At 40.6% G+C, this 15,206-nt stretch carries 21 protein-coding genes; 1 reads left to right on the forward strand and 20 read right to left on the reverse strand.

Features of this window, described 5'->3' with window-relative positions; genetic code table 11:
• Positions 1-7: 7 nt before the first annotated feature.
• The 18 genes from BLT15_RS03270 to BLT15_RS03350 form a co-directional block, all read right to left on the reverse strand.
• Entirely contained in the window at positions 8-1,132 is a 1,125-nt protein-coding gene (locus BLT15_RS03270) for an NAD(P)/FAD-dependent oxidoreductase (RefSeq protein ID WP_234985487.1), read from the reverse strand.
• Between the two features lie 79 nt (positions 1,133-1,211).
• Positions 1,212-1,769 (reverse strand): elongation factor P, encoded by a 558-nt coding sequence (gene efp / locus BLT15_RS03275; protein ID WP_089758618.1) that lies wholly within the window; start codon positions 1,767-1,769, stop codon positions 1,212-1,214.
• Between the two features lie 94 nt (positions 1,770-1,863).
• Positions 1,864-2,934, reverse strand: coding sequence for a M24 family metallopeptidase (locus BLT15_RS03280; protein ID WP_089758620.1), 1,071 nt, complete (start codon positions 2,932-2,934; stop codon positions 1,864-1,866).
• The gene (locus BLT15_RS03285; protein ID WP_089758622.1) at positions 2,931-3,371 is read right to left on the reverse strand and encodes a type II 3-dehydroquinate dehydratase; all 441 of its coding nucleotides are present in this window, start codon (positions 3,369-3,371) and stop codon (positions 2,931-2,933) included. Before BLT15_RS03285 ends, BLT15_RS03280 begins: the two co-directional genes overlap by 4 nt.
• Positions 3,372-3,460: 89 nt before the next feature.
• Positions 3,461-3,958 (reverse strand): shikimate kinase, encoded by a 498-nt coding sequence (locus tag BLT15_RS03290; RefSeq protein WP_143423003.1) that lies wholly within the window; start codon positions 3,956-3,958, stop codon positions 3,461-3,463.
• 119 nt (positions 3,959-4,077) lie between these two features.
• On the reverse strand, positions 4,078-4,953 hold the full coding sequence (locus BLT15_RS03295) for a hypothetical protein (RefSeq protein ID WP_089758626.1): 876 nt from the start codon (positions 4,951-4,953) through the stop codon (positions 4,078-4,080).
• Positions 4,946-5,449: a hypothetical protein gene (locus tag BLT15_RS03300; protein ID WP_089758628.1), complete on the reverse strand. Its 504-nt coding sequence runs from the start codon at positions 5,447-5,449 to the stop codon at positions 4,946-4,948. The genes BLT15_RS03295 and BLT15_RS03300 overlap by 8 nt, the downstream gene beginning before the upstream one ends.
• Complete coding sequence (gene pilM / locus BLT15_RS03305; RefSeq protein ID WP_089758630.1) at positions 5,439-6,329, reverse strand: pilus assembly protein PilM; 891 nt, start codon at positions 6,327-6,329, stop codon at positions 5,439-5,441. Before pilM ends, BLT15_RS03300 begins: the two co-directional genes overlap by 11 nt.
• Positions 6,330-6,347: 18 nt before the next feature.
• Positions 6,348-6,776 carry a hypothetical protein gene (locus BLT15_RS03310; RefSeq protein ID WP_089758632.1) on the reverse strand — a complete coding sequence of 143 codons (429 nt, stop codon included), beginning with the start codon at positions 6,774-6,776 and terminating at the stop codon, positions 6,348-6,350.
• Positions 6,740-7,264, reverse strand: coding sequence for a pilus assembly FimT family protein (locus BLT15_RS03315; RefSeq protein ID WP_089758634.1), 525 nt, complete (start codon positions 7,262-7,264; stop codon positions 6,740-6,742). The genes BLT15_RS03310 and BLT15_RS03315 overlap by 37 nt, the downstream gene beginning before the upstream one ends.
• A 14-nt stretch (positions 7,265-7,278) precedes the next feature.
• A complete protein-coding gene (locus tag BLT15_RS03320; RefSeq protein WP_159429790.1) occupies positions 7,279-7,758 on the reverse strand; it encodes a type II secretion system protein in 480 nt (159 codons plus the stop codon).
• Complete coding sequence (locus tag BLT15_RS13185) at positions 7,712-8,167, reverse strand: hypothetical protein (RefSeq protein ID WP_234985483.1); 456 nt, start codon at positions 8,165-8,167, stop codon at positions 7,712-7,714. Before BLT15_RS13185 ends, BLT15_RS03320 begins: the two co-directional genes overlap by 47 nt.
• Before the next feature lie 38 nt (positions 8,168-8,205).
• On the reverse strand, positions 8,206-8,604 hold the full coding sequence (locus tag BLT15_RS03325; protein ID WP_159429792.1) for a type II secretion system protein: 399 nt from the start codon (positions 8,602-8,604) through the stop codon (positions 8,206-8,208).
• A gap of 55 nt (positions 8,605-8,659) precedes the next feature.
• Entirely contained in the window at positions 8,660-9,700 is a 1,041-nt protein-coding gene (locus BLT15_RS03330) for a type II secretion system F family protein (RefSeq protein ID WP_089758640.1), read from the reverse strand.
• A complete protein-coding gene (locus BLT15_RS03335) occupies positions 9,697-10,809 on the reverse strand; it encodes a GspE/PulE family protein (protein WP_089758642.1) in 1,113 nt (370 codons plus the stop codon). The genes BLT15_RS03330 and BLT15_RS03335 overlap by 4 nt, the downstream gene beginning before the upstream one ends.
• Before the next feature lie 509 nt (positions 10,810-11,318).
• The gene (gene aroE, locus BLT15_RS03340; protein WP_089758644.1) at positions 11,319-12,209 is read right to left on the reverse strand and encodes a shikimate dehydrogenase; all 891 of its coding nucleotides are present in this window, start codon (positions 12,207-12,209) and stop codon (positions 11,319-11,321) included.
• Positions 12,199-12,888, reverse strand: a complete 690-nt coding sequence (locus BLT15_RS03345; protein WP_089758646.1) for a Crp/Fnr family transcriptional regulator — start codon at positions 12,886-12,888, stop codon at positions 12,199-12,201. Before BLT15_RS03345 ends, aroE begins: the two co-directional genes overlap by 11 nt.
• On the reverse strand, positions 12,875-13,351 hold the full coding sequence (locus BLT15_RS03350) for a Fur family transcriptional regulator (RefSeq protein ID WP_200769681.1): 477 nt from the start codon (positions 13,349-13,351) through the stop codon (positions 12,875-12,877). Before BLT15_RS03350 ends, BLT15_RS03345 begins: the two co-directional genes overlap by 14 nt.
• A 147-nt stretch (positions 13,352-13,498) precedes the next feature.
• Between BLT15_RS03350 and BLT15_RS03355 the strand changes: the two genes are divergently transcribed.
• Positions 13,499-13,756 (forward strand): AbrB/MazE/SpoVT family DNA-binding domain-containing protein, encoded by a 258-nt coding sequence (locus BLT15_RS03355; protein ID WP_345788680.1) that lies wholly within the window; start codon positions 13,499-13,501, stop codon positions 13,754-13,756.
• Between the two features lie 120 nt (positions 13,757-13,876).
• Here BLT15_RS03355 and BLT15_RS03360 read toward each other — a convergent pair whose 3' ends face one another.
• A complete protein-coding gene (locus BLT15_RS03360) occupies positions 13,877-14,572 on the reverse strand; it encodes a cell wall hydrolase (protein ID WP_159429793.1) in 696 nt (231 codons plus the stop codon).
• Positions 14,573-14,615: 43 nt separating this feature from the next.
• Entirely contained in the window at positions 14,616-15,092 is a 477-nt protein-coding gene (locus tag BLT15_RS03365) for a YqeG family HAD IIIA-type phosphatase (RefSeq protein ID WP_089758652.1), read from the reverse strand.
• Positions 15,093-15,206: the final 114 nt, after the last annotated feature.

Raw genomic sequence — 15,206 nt, forward strand, 5'->3', positions numbered from 1 at the left:
GAGATAATTATTCAGCTTTTATTTCTTTTACTATCTCATCTTCTTTTTCATATTCTCCTACCACAATCGCCCCTACAGGTTTATCGTCGTCACTTCTGAAAACCCTACAATAGCTCTCCCCGTGTTTGATGATTTCAGATTCAATATTTTCCTTTTCCTCAAGGATACCCAGTGAGGTTACGTTGACTTCAGCAACTTTCAATTTATGGGAAGGCACATAACCTCCGAATTTAGCCTCTGCTCCTGCCATGTTTTTTCCGGCTACTTTGCCCATCTCCATAGAGGGACCCCAGATACCGAAGACACGACCGTTGTATTCAGCAGCATCCCCCGCCGCAAAAACATTTTCAACTGAAGTTTCCATTTTCTCATTTACAATTATTCCCCTGTTAATTTCCATATCCTGATCTTCGCATATCTCTGTATTTGGACGGATTCCGGTGGAAAAAAGAACAAGATCGGCGGGAATTTGTCCGCCTTCTTTAAAAACAACGCTTTCAACACTGTTTTCACCTTTTATTTCTGTGGCAATAGAGCTGAGTTTGAAATTGATGCCGATATTTTTGAGCTTTTCTTCGAGGAGTTTGCCTCCTTTTTCATCGAGCTGACGGTTTAAAATATAATCTGTAGTCTCCACCACGGTGACGTCCAGCCCGGCTCTCTGCAGGTTATAAGCGCTTTCCAGACCGAGAAGTCCCCCTCCTATAACAACAACCTTTTCACACTCAAGAGCGCTGCTGTATATTTCTCGAGCATCATCGGCATCTCTCAGAGTAAAAACTCTGTCGAGATCTGTTCCTTCAACCGGAGGAACAAAAGGTTTAGCACCGCTGGCCAGCAGCAATTTATCGTAATCATATCTGTCCTGTCCAGAATAAACATCTTTGCTGGCAAAATCGATGGATTCGACCTTCTCACCCAGCTGAAGATCTATTCCGTTTTTATGAAACCAATCGATCTCATTTATGACTATGTCATCAATTTTCAAATTTCCCGAAAGATATTGTATAAGTCTGGGTCGATAATAAAAACCGTATTCTTCATCAGTAATCAGGGTAATTTCGCCGCTTTCATCGGCTCGAATAATTTCTTTGGCAGCGGATACACCCGCCACTCCTGATCCTACAATCACGTATTTCAAATGGTATCCCTCCAGTTTTTTTCATGCTTTAAAAAAAACAGAATTTAATTTAAATGTTTGGCCGCTGATATCAAGCTCTTTCCTGATATTCTCCTGTTCTGGTATCTATAACGATCTCTGTTCCCTTTTCTATAAACAATGGCACTTTTAATTTGTAGCCGGTTTCTACTTTAACCTCTTTGGTCCCTCCGGATACAGTATCTCCCTTAACTGCTGGCGGAGCTTCAACAACTTCCAGCGCTACTGTAGTGGGGAGATTTATTTTTATAGGTCTGTCCTCATGAAATAAAACCTGGACTTCTGAGTTTTCCTTCAAAAATTTCAACTCATCCTTTATATCTTCTGTCATAAAATGAGTCTGTTCATAGTTATCGATATCCATAAAAATATGCCTGTCCTCATCCTGATAGAGATATTTCATTTTTCTTTTGTCGATGCGAGCCTGTTCAACCTTTTCTCCCGCTCGAAAGGTTTTGTTGATGACATGACCATCGGTCAAGCTTTTCAGCCTGGTTCTGACGAATGCTCCGCCCCGCCCGGATTTAGAATGCTCAAAATTTTCGACGGTATATATATCATCTTCCAGTTCGATGGTCAACCCTGTGGTGAAGTCATTGGTAGAAATCAATAAGAAAACCTCCTGTTTATACCAAAAATCTTGAATTTAACGATCAATGCTCATTATATCACATCAACCGTATCAAACCCAAAATTTAATAATATCAAAGAGTTATCAGCTCTTTGGTGAAATTATTTAATACTACTGCCCCCTCATCATTGAGTAAAATATCATCTTCTATCCTAACACCCCCAAACCCGGATATATAAATGCCCGGTTCGTCAGTAAAGATCATACCCGGTTTCAAAATAGTATCTGACTGTGATGATAATTTTGGACCTTCATGAACCTCTATTCCCAGTCCATGTCCCAAACCATGTCCAAAGTTATCTCCATAACCCTCCGCTTCGATCAGATCCCGGGCCAGAGCATCTGCTTCACTGCCGCTTAAACCGGGTTTTACCTTTTCGATAACTTCATTATGTGCGGATAAAACCAGATCATATATCTCCCTGTGTTTTTCCAGAGGTTCACCCAGGAATATAGTTCTGGTCATATCGCTGCAGTACCCGCTGTATCTGATGCCAAAATCCAGAGTGACAAATTCACCCTTTTTTAGTTTCTTTTCCGAGGCAACTCCATGAGGCAGGGCTGATCGCTGCCCGGATGCTACGATAAAATCAAATGCTGGCCCCTCTCCCCCTTTTTTTCTCAGTATGTACTCCAATTCTGCGGCTATTCTCTTTTCACTGAGGCCTGGCTCGATAAAATTCAAAATTTCCGAAAAAGCTTCCTCGGTGATCCCGATAGCCTCTTTTATTGTTTCAATTTCTTCTTTCGATTTTACCAGTCTGATCTCGTCCAGATCTTTGTCCAGAGGTATCAGAGCTGTATTTTCCGTCAAATCGTCTATCTTTTTATAATGATAATGATTCAATCTGCGATTCTCAAAACCCAATGAAGTTATTTTTTCCTCCCGGATAACTTCAGCCAGTTGTTCCAGTTTCTTCTGGTTGACCTCAACAATTTCGTAACCCTCTGTCTCTTCTGATGCCTGTTCCGTATAACGGAAATCAGTTATAAAAAAGTTCTTGCCTTCTCTCTGCAGCAGCAGCTGACCGCTGGTCCCGCTGAAACCTGAGAAATAGAACCTGTTGGGAAAAGAAGTGACAAGAACAGCATCCAGCTGCCTGGTCTCCATGACTTTATAGCTTTTTTCAAGTCTTTCTCTCATTGCTCTCCTCCTGAACGTATTATTCTTTTCAGTTCCTGATAGGCCAGCAGATAACTTTCAGCTCCAAATCCCATGATGACACCATCTGCTGCTGCAGCCGTCAAAAATTCTCTTTCATTCCCTCGAGCAGCCGGGTTGCTCAAATGGACTTCAATTATGGGAATGTCAAGCATTTTAAAGCAGTCCAAAAGCGCTATGCTTGTATGGCTGTACGCGGCCGGATTTATTATTATTCCCTGAGCCTTATGCCGGTTTTTCTGCAAAAAATCGACAAGCATTCCTTCTGAATTGCTCTGTTTCCATTCTATATCAAAATTGTCTTCTGCTGCTCTCGCTTCCAGTTCATTTTTGATCTCGCCCGCACTAATACCGCCATATAAATCTCTATCTCTTTTTTCCAGCAGATTGATATTGGGGCCGTTGACCACCAGTATCACAAAATATCATCTCCTTTTCTGAAAATCTTAAACACCTTTTTCTTTTCGGATCTCCTCGTCTTCAGTTAATTACAGGAAGATCCATCTTTTCAAAGTAAATTATGTATGATGGTTTCAGCAACTTTTTCCGGAGAAAATTTTTCGGTTTCTATTTTATACCCCATTCTGTAAAGAGGAAGTCTTCTTTCTAGCAGCATCCTGAGCTCTTTTTCGGGATCATCCGCCTCAAAAAGGAGAGGGCGATCTTCAATATCCATTCTATCGATGAGCTCTCCGGGAGAGGCTGCCAGGTAAAATACTGGACCGCTTCTCAAAAAAATCTTTCTGTTTTTAGGAGAGAGCACTGCTCCTCCCCCGGAAGAAACTACCGCCTTATCTGTTTCCTCATAAAGCTCCCTGACTATTTTTCTCTCCCAGCTTCTAAAAACCCGCTGGCCACCCAGGCTGAATATCTCAGAGATTACATGACCGGTTTTCTCCTCAATGATATCATCTAAATCATAAAAAGGCCAGTTTATCCTGCTGGCGATAATCTTACCCACAGTAGACTTGCCTGAACCCATCATGCCAATCAGAGTAATCTTCATTAAAATCACCCAATCCTGCCTGACATTTTTCCATCCCTAATTTCACCTAATACTAACATTCTTTTTCTGTATCCTTTTTCCTGCAATTTCTCAAAACCGATAAAACCCGAAAACAGCAATCAAAGTTTTCTATCCATACTAAATCTTTGCCCCCGGTACTCGAGCAGATACTCTTTTCTTTCTTCGTCTTCTATTATTGATACCCTGTCTTCCATCTCCCCAGGAGCAATGATAACTTCATCTCTGATCTTTAATACAAAGTGATAGCCTTCATTGTTCTGCAAAAACCCCTGGACTTCGATAAATTCTGGCAGCTCTTCAACCGAGTTGCTGACATCCGTCTGGACTTCAGGAGCGATAAGCCCTGAATTTGCCTGGGCGTAAGAATAAAAACTTTCATTTTCTTTTTGATCTTCGGTATGCTGCTGATCGAGGGGAACAAAATTCTTAGACCGACCATGATCTTCAAAATACGCTTTAATTTTAGCCAGCATATTTTCGCTGGCCCAGACTTCGTTTTCATTATAACCATAATTCAGGGTTGTTCTCACTCTATCTTCTTCCACTTTCTGAAATGTTAGATCAATATCTTCCATAAATCCCGAGTAAGTGATCAAAAGCGGGAGAAAATCCTGCCAAATTTTTTCGTCTGTCTCCTCAAAAGAGAGCAAATAATTTTCTGGTTGAAAGTTGTCTATCTCACTCATGATGAAACCGGCTTCAGCCATTTTGCTGACGAAAAACGATTCGTCCTTTTCGCGCAGATGCTTCTCCCAGCCCTCACTCTTCATCCTTGCCTTTAATCCTCTTATATCGCCGATCGATTCCTGTCCTGACTCAATCCCGGCTCTTAATTCCGCTTTTTGTTCTCTTAAATATTCTCTGTGTGAGGCCAGCCCTGTTATTCTCCATATTAGAATTAAGAATATAAAGAGTGCCAGCATCATAAAGATTATCAGAAATCTGCTCTTTTTATCAACCAATATGTCAACCAATATGATCACCAGCTTTAAATATCAATTCGAAACCCGGTTGGGACCTGTAATCCTTCCTCAACACTGTTGATTCAATGCCTTTTAGCCTCGCTTTTTCTGCTCTGCCAATAATTCTCTGCAGATCCTCTTCGCTGTGGGCTCTACCCTCAATTTTTATCCGGGGATAGGAATAAGTTAAATTGCTCATGCTGCCCAGCCTGTCCAGAGCGTTAACCGATGATTTTATCAGGTTGAAATGTTTATCCGGCTTATTATAATTTTTCAGGACTCTGCGGTATTCAGCCTCTTTAACTTCAAGTTCTTCCCGGCGAACCTGGAGCAGAATTTTCTCACCACGAATTTCTTTAATATCCCGGGAGATCCTAAAAACTAAAAAAACACTCACAGCAACAGCCAGAAGCAAAAATATAACTATTTCTCTTTTACGGCTCATCATTAAAGCCAGTAAAGGATTGACGAAATTTATTTTGTTCTCATTTGATATACTAAATCTCACGATATATCCCTCCTACTGCGGCCAGCAGATGAGGGGAGTTAAGATTGAGAAATTCAGAGGTCATCTTTTCTTTTGCAAATTGAAAGCGGGAAAAAGGAATCTCACACCATCTATAACCTCCGGATAATTGAGGTGTTTTAATAGAAGGATCATCCAGGATTCGCACATAAACTTTACGCGGAGGCTCCCGGCCGATTTCCTGCCTGAAATATTCATCGGCTTCTTTAACAAAATACTCAGGTTCTTCTTTCCGCTTATTTCTTGTTCTGCTTAAATAAAAATATATCTCGTTATTCCCGCCGGCAGAGAGAAAAACTTTATCCTGATAAACTTCCAGAAGAATAATGTTTTCCCGCTGGGAAAGCTCATTTATCAAGGGCCAGATCAAATCTGCTCTGAGAGTGATCTCATGATAACAATCATATATCCTCCACAATATTTTTCTATAACTCTTTATTGTTTCTTTTTTTACTGCTGCCAGATGTAAACTGATCTTCTTTGCATCTTTATTGATCACTGAATAATCAACCATAGCATCATTGAGTCTGTATTCGGTCATCCTTTCAGCTTCTACATCAAGATAATCTCTGGTTTCACTGCGGGACAGCACCGGCATCTGAAAAAATTTGCTGCTGGAGGATTCCTCGGGAAGCACGGCGATGATCCGGTTGATTTTTTCCTGACTTTTGTTTTTGAGCATTTTCAATCTGTCGGATACATCTTCAGCCCTGAATGCTTTCTCCTCTGCAGCCCCTTTAGAAAGTTTTTCAAGAAAAAATTCCTTGACTACAAGTTTATTTTTTCTGTTCTTAAAAGCTGTCACCTTCAAAATTTCTTTCCGGCCAAAGAATATAAAACAGGTGTTTTTTCTGGAGAACATAGTATCCCCTCACTTTTTTTATTGCTCGAAATAATAGTCTAAGTTCCTGCTCATATCTTTATCGATCCTGTCGACCTGCAGAGAAAATATGCCCCGGCCTTCTTTTTCGCTCTCCATTTCTAAATTAATATCGACTGAAAAAATATTTTCCTCGTTTTCATTTTTGACTTTATATATATCTGTGAACCCATCTGCTCCTCGGTCCTGAGAAAGTTCGAATATTACCGGCGCAGCATAAATTCCTGAATGAATGACAGATTCCATTTTAATTTCATCTATAAGAAGATCATCTCTTCTGACCTGCCAGATATACCTTGAGATCTGCAGGCTCAAAATCAGGCTTAAAACCGTCAACAATACCAGAACATATAACGAGAGAAATCCTTTTTCTCCACAAAATATACTGCCAACTAGAGATTCGGAGTTTGAAATGTTTTCCTTCTCCATATCAAAGATTTTTCACCTCCTCCTGATCTGATGATTTTTACTAAAACGTATTTTGAGCTTTTTTCTGTTCCAGCTTTAAATGACACCTTCTCAACCTGATTCAAAAGTGAATCTCTTCTGGTGTAATTAATTTCACCGTTTCCCCCGCCTTCTGTTTCCTTTTTTTCCCGGCTAAACCATAAATCATCTCCCTGAAAGCTGTATTTTCTCCATTCCAGATCCTCTCCTTCCTTGGTTATTTTCATCTCTAAAATCGAATTTTTTGAATCGTCAAGTCTGACATCCTCAGCTCTGGCCATATCTCTGGTTAGGCGCAGACCTACTAGATTGAGGTCATGCTTTAAAATGGTATCGTCGTTTTTTACTTTCAAATTTTCCAGACCTGTTCTCAAAATGCCCAGGCTCATTACCAGAAGAAAAGACATAGAGGTCAGCACCAGCATAAATTCGATCAGGGTAAAACCTTCTTTTTTACGAAATAATCTCAAATATTTTATAGGATTTATTTTTTAACCCCCCCAAGTCCTCCTAACAATCCTCCTCGTTCTATAAAGGTAAAATACAGGCTGTTATTATCGGAATCTGTTATGGTGAAGACGTAAATATCGATTAAAAACGAGATATCTTCAGCGCTGGTTATCGTCCAATTTTTTATATATTCAGGATGGTTGTCTCCGGAAATATTATTCGTTTCCAGAAGTTGAGCCAGTTTTAATTCCTGTCTCAGAAGAGACAGCAGCTTATCACCTTCAGGAGCGGCAAGGTTATGGACGATTTCCTGAGAAATTTCCTGAGCTGTCAGATAAAAATCCATTTTTCTTTCCCTTCTTTCCTGTCTTTGCTCGACAGCGAGGGAAATGGAGAGATAGCTGGCCGAAATAATTCCGAGAAGCGTCATCGCTATTATAACTTCCATGAGAGTAAAGCCTCTTGCTTTATTCCAGCCTGATGCGTCCTCTGTTATTGACCACAATTTTTTCAACGCTCTCACCCACCTCCCATTCAAGAGTGCCGCTGCGAGAATTGCCGGAGGCCGCAAATTGAAAAGGAACCAGCCAGTCATCATCTGAAAATCCCGGAAATTTGACCTCTCCGCTTATACTAACCTGCCTGTCAGCATGAGAATGGGAGCTGTCGATTTTTCTCGGGTAGACTTTTACCGCTGGCCTTTCTTCTCTTTGAATTTCATCAGTCGACTTCTCGAGAACAACTTCAATGCCAGTACCGCTCAAATAAGCCTCGCTGCGAGCATAATGTACTACCTGCAGCAGATCCGAGCGAATGCGATTTCTTAAAATCATATTTTCAACCAGGTAAAAATCCGGACTCAGAAAAGAAGAGCTCACCAGCAGAATCAGGGTCAGAAGCAGCAGAAGTTCAAAAATTTTCATCATTATCACCACACTGATAATTCAACTCTTTTAAAATTTTAATCATCCAGGTCAAATTCATCAGTTGAACTTTTGTATCTCAGCTTTTTCTCGCCGATTTCTTCTTGATGTGTCAGGATATAATTCTCATCATCTTCACTCTCCCAGGCAAACTCTATATCATCCATCGAATCCAAAAATTCAAAGTCCGCACCTTCAGAGAAATCACTGTCTTTTCTTAATTCCCAATAATTTCTGTCCGTCAATACAGCCTCAATATCAGCCCGGGCCTGCTGTAGCTCCATCTTGATGCCGGTAACTTCTGCTGTTTCGATAACTCCTGTAAGGTTGGGCAGACTGACCGACATTAAAATGCCCAGGACTGCTATTACCACCAGCATCTCCAGAAGTGTAAATCCCGAATTACCTTCTGCACCTTTAAAAAAAGCGTTTTTCATCTCTTTCATCTCCCTCTTTTTATTTTTAATTTTTGACGGCGGGACAGAACGAAAATTAAATTCCGGCAAAACTACCGTATAACTCCCAGAGCGGGGCCAGCAAAACGACTGCCAGCAGTCCCACCATAACAGCCAGTATCAAAATAAGAGCTGGTTCAAGCGAAACGCTGAATCTGTCCATATACCCTTTTTCTTTTCTACGGCAGTATTGTGCACAAAATGATACCGCTTTCAAAAAGCTGCCTGTTCTCTCACCCCCCAGCAAAATTTCCTGTAAATTTTCTGGTATCGGCAGCCACCTGTTTAAAGATTCTGCCAGGGATCTGCCTGAATTAAGATCGGCAATTATTTCTTCGCCTTTTTTAATATAAAAGTCGTTTTCTGTAACCTCGGCTGACTGTCTGATCGACTCCGTTATCTCAGTCCCCGATTCCAGGGATAATAAAAGAGAATCGAAGAAAGCTCCCAAAAGCCTGAAGCGGATAAAAGAGGAGAGCACCGGCATTTTATCAAAAAGTATATAAGAAGTTTTTGTGCCCAGGAATTTTCTTTTTAGCAAAATTCCTGCTGCCCAGATCAAAAAGATTAAAAGTATTATTACCGGCAGAGTTAAAAAATCATTCAAGCTTAAAAATAATTTTGTCAAATAAGGCATTTCCAGCGACATGTCCTGATAGACACCTATCAATGCGGGCAAAAAGAAATTCAAGCTAATAAAAATCATCAGCATAAAAAACATCATGGTGAACATCGGATAGTAAATTTTTTTGATCAGCTCCCGGCGGTAATCAGCTCTTTTTTTGTAATAATTTTTTAAATTCTTGAGCGTTTGAGTGAGACGGCCTCTGCGCGATGCCATTTGAAACATTTTTATGAAAAATTCGGGCAGATCACCGCTGCATCTCGTCACCGCTTTTTCCGGGGAAATCCCCTTATTTAAATCATCTGTCATAAACTCCAGGGAAGTCTTTAAATTTTTATCGAATTTATCCTGAAGAGAAAAATCTAAAGCCTGCGAAAGGGTGTAACCACCTTTGAGATACATATACCACTGCTCGATTAAATTTATTAGTTCTTCATACTCGCGGTTTTTCATCTCAACACCCTTTCAACCTCTTCAATTTCGACCAGGCCGGCTTCTGCTTTCTGGCAGCCATCTTCTAAAAGTGTACAGGTTTCTTTATTCTCTCTGATATTCTCCAGTTTTTTTCTATCATGACTGTTCATGATGGCCTGCCGATAAATGCGATCAATGTAAATAACTTCTTGAATGGCTGTCCTGCCCCTAAAGCCGCTCTCGAAGCAGACCTCACAACCTTCTCCCTCACATTTTTCGCAGGTTTTGCGCAGCAACCTTTGAGAGACTATACCCAGCAGAGTTTCAGCAGTCAGATAGGAAGGAATTCCCATTTCTCTAAGCCTGATAATCGTTCCCAGAGCATCGAATGTATGTATTGTCGTTAACACCAGATGTCCGGTTAAAGCAGCTCTAACTGCCATTCTAGCGGTTTCAATATCCCTGATCTCGCCCACCATGATGATATCCGGATCCTGTCTGAGTCCGGCTCTTAATTTTTCAGCAAAACTTCCTCCTTCCTCAGAGTTAACCTGAATCTGACTGACCCCTTCCAGATATATTTCCACCGGGTCCTCAAGAGTAATTATATTTATCTCCTCGCGTCTAATCCTGTCCAGACAGGCAAAGAGAGTTGTTGTTTTCCCGCTTCCAGTAGGGCCACAGACAAATATTATACCCTGATTTGAGGAAATCATTTTCTCCAGCAATAATTCATTTTCTTTTCTAAAGCCGAGCTCGGTTAATCTCATCAACTTCTCCTCACCGATCAGCCTTCTTAAAACAGCCTTCTCACCTCGCACAGTCGGAATTATCGAAACTCTGAACTCGCAATCTCTTTGTCTGTCCCAGGAGGGCTGCCAGCGAAGCACCCCCTCCTGAACTTTTCTGCTCTCAGTTATATCAAGCCCGGATAAAACTTTTAATCTCGATATAAGATTCTGCAGTTTATCATCCGTGAGAGTCGATACAGTCTCCAGCAGCCCATCCCGGCGAAATCTTATTCTACCTCTGCCGTCGAGAGGTTCGAAATGTATGTCGCTGATATCAAAATCTATACATCTTTTGATGAGGCTCTGCAGCAGCTTTTCGACTGTCACCTGACTGCCGGCAATGCTTAAACTATTCATATTTATTTGCCTCCCGATGAAATAAATTCCAAATATGGTTCTTTATAGTTATTCGCCGGCAGTAAATAATTTCCTGCAATAAAATTACATTTTTTTCTTCTAAAGCAATAAAAAAGCTCCAGCGGTTAAGCTGGAGTGATAGCACGGGAGATAAATTTTGGATCTTTTTGTCTTCAGTTATTGAATAGGTGTGTAAAAAACCTCATTTAGTTGTACTGAAAGATATAAAGCTGCGTTCACAATGAAATTTTTCCTCGGTATAAGTTTAGTTTTCGGCCAAAAAATTGCGCTCTCTTCGCGAAATCTCTTCCTTGAGCACACGCTCAGTCCGGCACATCCTGAGCCGGGGACACTATTTTTTGGCCAGGGACTTAACCTGAGTTTCGAAAAATTTCGAGTATCACTTTGCTTTATATCTTCCAACCATTATTGTCATGATGGTGATCTTATGCGATATATATCAACTGATAACAAGAAGCTCCTAAATTTTAAAGGTCAGGCTTTGGCTCTCACATGGTTATAAATCTTTTTTCAGGTATGATATCCAGATCAAATTCCGTCGGCTCAAACCAGATTTCATGAGCTGCTTCTGCCTGGTATACAAGCATTCGGGTGCCATTTTCTCTTGCTGCCCCCTTTTTTTCGGCCAGTTTCAGAAGTTTTGAAGGAGGAGAGGAATAAGATAGATCAAAAATTTTGTGATCTGCTGTTATACCTTTTGCTCCCGGAAACATTTCATCCTGCCAGCCCAGGGGGGTTGCATCAATGACGAGTTCAATTTCTGAAAGCAAATCCAGTACATCATCACGTTTCAGGGGGATTATAGCGGAGTTTATCCTTTTGCTGTCAATAATATCCTCCACCAAAGTTTCCGCTCTGCTTAATGTCCTATTGGCTATAGTTATATTGATACTTTCAAAAAAAGAAGTATTTAAAGCCATCGCCACAGATCTGGCAGCTCCACCGGCTCCCACAAGCAGTACGCTCAAATCTTTTTTCTCCCGGGAAAACCATTCAATTAAGAGCTTTTTTATGGCAAGAAAATCCGTGTTATAGCCAGCGGCAAAATCATCTTCAATTTTTACTGTATTTACAGCTCCAATTTTTTCCGCACTTTCATCGATCTGATCCAGCATGGGCAAAATATCGATCTTAAAGGGATAGGTTAAATTTATTCCCCGAAAAGATAAAGTCTTAATCGCCTCAAAAGCCCGGGAAAGCTGAGGTGGTTCCAGAGAAAAATCCTTATAAACTGCCGGCAAATTAATCTTTTCATAAACTTTATTATGCATAGCCGGGGATAGACTGACTTCTGTATCTGTGCCAAAAAGACCGGTCAAATATTCAGGACGATATAATCTTTGCTGCTGGCAGCCGCTTTCTGGGTTATTAGACATCATTGGTTATCTCCTCAAGTCTTTGCCTGTCTCTGATCACGATGTGTTTATCTTCAATAGTGATGAGCTCCTGATCGATCAATTTGTTGATAGTTTTGGTAACTGTAACCCGGCTGACGCCCAGAAGATTTGCTATTTCCTGATGAGTCAGGACCAGATCTATTATTGTTCTGCCATTATCTTTCCGACCAAAATTTTCTCCAAACCTCAGCAAAAGATTGGCCATTCTTTCCGTAGCATCATGAAATACCAGATCTCTAACCTCGCTGGTGAGAAGTCTGGTTTTTTTGGAAAGCGATTCTATAATTTTAAGAGCCAGACGCGGCTTGTCTATGATCATATTTTCGAGCCTGTCATAGGGTAGAGTTAAAAGACGGGCATTTTTCTGAACTTCTGCGGTAACCGGATGGGGATTATGATCAAAAAGCGAAATTTCCCCGAATAGATCTCCTTCCTGGAGAATTGTCAAAACCTTTTCCTTCCCCTCAGGAGAAAGCATGGTCAATTTCACCCGTCCTCTTACGAGCAGGTATAGATTTTTGCTATCGTCCTTTTCAAAAAAAATTATCTCCCCCTGCGAATAACTTTTGACATGGCTGTTTTCACAGATCATTTTTATCTCTTCTCGATCCAGCCTGGAAAAAACCGCAAGATCTTTAAGGCAATCTTCAGTCGCTTTCATTTTGGGCCTCCCCATTATGACATTTTTGGCAGTAACCATAAAACTTTATAAAATGATTCACTGAAAAGAAATCATATTCATCTTCCAGTCTGGTTTCAAAATCTTCCAGATCTTCATCATTAAATTCTATTATCTTTTCACAATTTAAACAGATCATGTGATGATGATGACTGTGAGATTCCAGCAGTTCATAATATTTATGATCGCTGTCAAAATCCAGTCGGTGAATAAATCCCAGCTCACAGAATAATTCCAGATTGCGATAAACAGTGGCAAGTCCTAGATCGGAGTTAATCTGCTGAACTTTTTTGTGAAGCTTTTCAGCCGTGAAATGACGATCACTGTATTTTAAAAGCGTTTTGAGTATATCCCGACGCTGGGGGGTCAGTTTATAATTTTCTGCTCTCAATTTTTTGATAAACTCATCCAGTTCAGCCCCTTCTTCATCCTGGGGAAAGTTCATAAAAATCAGCTCCTAAGATAGTATAAGTGTTCTAAAAAAATAACTAAAATGTAATAATTTGAACAGTCTTATTGACTTGTCTGGCAAAAAGTTATATAATATTTTTGAAATATGCTGTCGAATATTGCAAATTAAAAAGGGAGGTAAATGATGAAAGCAACTGGAATAGTCAGAAAAGTTGATGAACTGGGCAGAATGGTGATTCCAATAGAGTTAAGAAATACCATGGACATCAAAGAAAAGGATCCTATCGAAATTTATGTAGAAGATGACAGCATTATATTAAAAAAATACGAGCCCGACTGCACGTTTTGCGGCAGCACGGAAAACACTGTAGAAGTAAAAGAAAGAATTATATGTGAAGATTGCCTGGAAGATCTCAGTCAGGAAAATCAGGAGGATTAGCGCAAAAAGTAAGCTATAACTTACACAAATCGCGATATAAGTTAATTAATTTTAAGATAAATTTTTATAAACAGCACCCCGGTCGGGGTGCTGTTTAATATTTTACCAGATCACATACAACTATCGAGCGAATACGTGACCACCTATTCTTTGAACTATCGGTCTTTGGGATATCCAGGCCAGATTGGTGGCCACCTCAGGATTGTAAAAGAAATATGACTGTCTGCTGGGATCATATCCCGTCAGAGCAGCTCGGGCCGCATCTATGGATTCCTGGTTCGGGTTAAGATCGGCCTGTCCGTCCATCAAAGAGCTGAATTGGCCATCCTCACTGATGACATCCTGAATATTATCGGGAAACCTATGATCTTCCACACGATTTACAATCACCGCCCCGACGGCTACCATACCTCTGAAGTCTTCTCCCCGGGCTTCTCCGTGTATAATTCTGGCCAGGGTCATAAGCTCGCTCCGGGACACACTGTATTTGCTGGCGAGTTTGTTACTGCTCAGGCTTTTTTGAATGGTTATGTCCAGTCTGCCATCCGTAACCAGATTATAATTATCCTGAAATCGTTTAACAGCCTCTTCAGTTCTGAGCCCGTAAAGCCCATCTATAGAACCATCATAATAGCCCCTATCAGCCAGCTCTCGCTGGAGCAGAGCCAGGTCCGCCCCTTCATCACCGGGAGCGAGTTCTCTTTCTCCAGGGCGAAGGTTGTAACTTCCCAGAACTTCTTCATCAGCGCTAATCAACATTGTCAGGGCCAAAAACATAACTATCATGCCTATTTTCCATATTTCACTGCCGTTCATCATTATCACCTCATTCTTTTGCAGTGCTCTCTGCAGTCAGTTATTATCGAATAAAACTCTCCAGCCAGCGCAGACCTTTAGTGACAATAAAATCGCGCTCGGTCAGCGGTTCGACCAGAATCGTATAAAAGCCGGCCAGATTACCACCCAGAATATCAGTGAATATTTGATCCCCGATAATCACCATATTTTTTTTGGGGATATCAAATTCATTCTGTACTCTTAATAGGTTTTTTCTTAAAGGTTTTAAAGACATACCGTATACAGGGAATCCAAATTCTTCGGCTAAATATTCTGTGCGTTCTGTTGCCGTATTCGAAACGAAAGAAATTTTATACCCCATTTCATCCGCTTTATTGATCCATGTCTTAATTCTGCCTGGAATATCCTGACAGGAGTACGGCATAACTGTGTTGTCAATATCAATTACCATACCAAAAAGATTCCGGTCGCTGAAATAATCAAGGTCTATATCGGAAATGTGTTCAAATCTGTCATCTGGCTTTAACAATTCTAACATGTAATTAGTCCCGCCTCAAGTATTCTGCATATTTTAGCCGCAGTATGACGATAAATTTTTTGCAATTTAAGGATTTTCTTCTCTTCAGCTGGTAAATAGGTGTGCTAAAAAATT

The organism is Halarsenatibacter silvermanii, assembly GCF_900103135.1.
In the GTDB taxonomy this organism is placed as follows: Bacteria; Bacillota; Halanaerobiia; order Halanaerobiales; family Halarsenatibacteraceae; genus Halarsenatibacter; species Halarsenatibacter silvermanii.

Coding starts and splice junctions, on each gene's coding strand:
- BLT15_RS03280 (WP_089758620.1), bottom strand. CDS start 2,934: ATGAGAGAAAGACTTGAAAAAAGCTATAAAGTCATGGAGACCAGGCAG.
- BLT15_RS03290 (WP_143423003.1), bottom strand. CDS start 3,958: ATGAAGATTACTCTGATTGGCATGATGGGTTCAGGCAAGTCTACTGTG.
- pilM (WP_089758630.1), bottom strand. CDS start 6,329: ATGTTCTCCAGAAAAAACACCTGTTTTATATTCTTTGGCCGGAAAGAA.
- BLT15_RS03310 (WP_089758632.1), bottom strand. CDS start 6,776: ATGGAGAAGGAAAACATTTCAAACTCCGAATCTCTAGTTGGCAGTATA.
- BLT15_RS13185 (WP_234985483.1), bottom strand. CDS start 8,167: ATGAAAATTTTTGAACTTCTGCTGCTTCTGACCCTGATTCTGCTGGTG.
- BLT15_RS03325 (WP_159429792.1), bottom strand. CDS start 8,604: ATGAAAAACGCTTTTTTTAAAGGTGCAGAAGGTAATTCGGGATTTACA.
- BLT15_RS03330 (WP_089758640.1), bottom strand. CDS start 9,700: ATGAAAAACCGCGAGTATGAAGAACTAATAAATTTAATCGAGCAGTGG.
- BLT15_RS03335 (WP_089758642.1), bottom strand. CDS start 10,809: ATGAATAGTTTAAGCATTGCCGGCAGTCAGGTGACAGTCGAAAAGCTG.
- aroE (WP_089758644.1), bottom strand. CDS start 12,209: ATGATGTCTAATAACCCAGAAAGCGGCTGCCAGCAGCAAAGATTATAT.
- BLT15_RS03345 (WP_089758646.1), bottom strand. CDS start 12,888: ATGAAAGCGACTGAAGATTGCCTTAAAGATCTTGCGGTTTTTTCCAGG.
- BLT15_RS03350 (WP_200769681.1), bottom strand. CDS start 13,351: ATGAACTTTCCCCAGGATGAAGAAGGGGCTGAACTGGATGAGTTTATC.
- BLT15_RS03355 (WP_345788680.1), top strand. CDS start 13,499: ATGATGAAAGCAACTGGAATAGTCAGAAAAGTTGATGAACTGGGCAGA.
- BLT15_RS03360 (WP_159429793.1), bottom strand. CDS start 14,572: ATGAACGGCAGTGAAATATGGAAAATAGGCATGATAGTTATGTTTTTG.
- BLT15_RS03365 (WP_089758652.1), bottom strand. CDS start 15,092: ATGTTAGAATTGTTAAAGCCAGATGACAGATTTGAACACATTTCCGAT.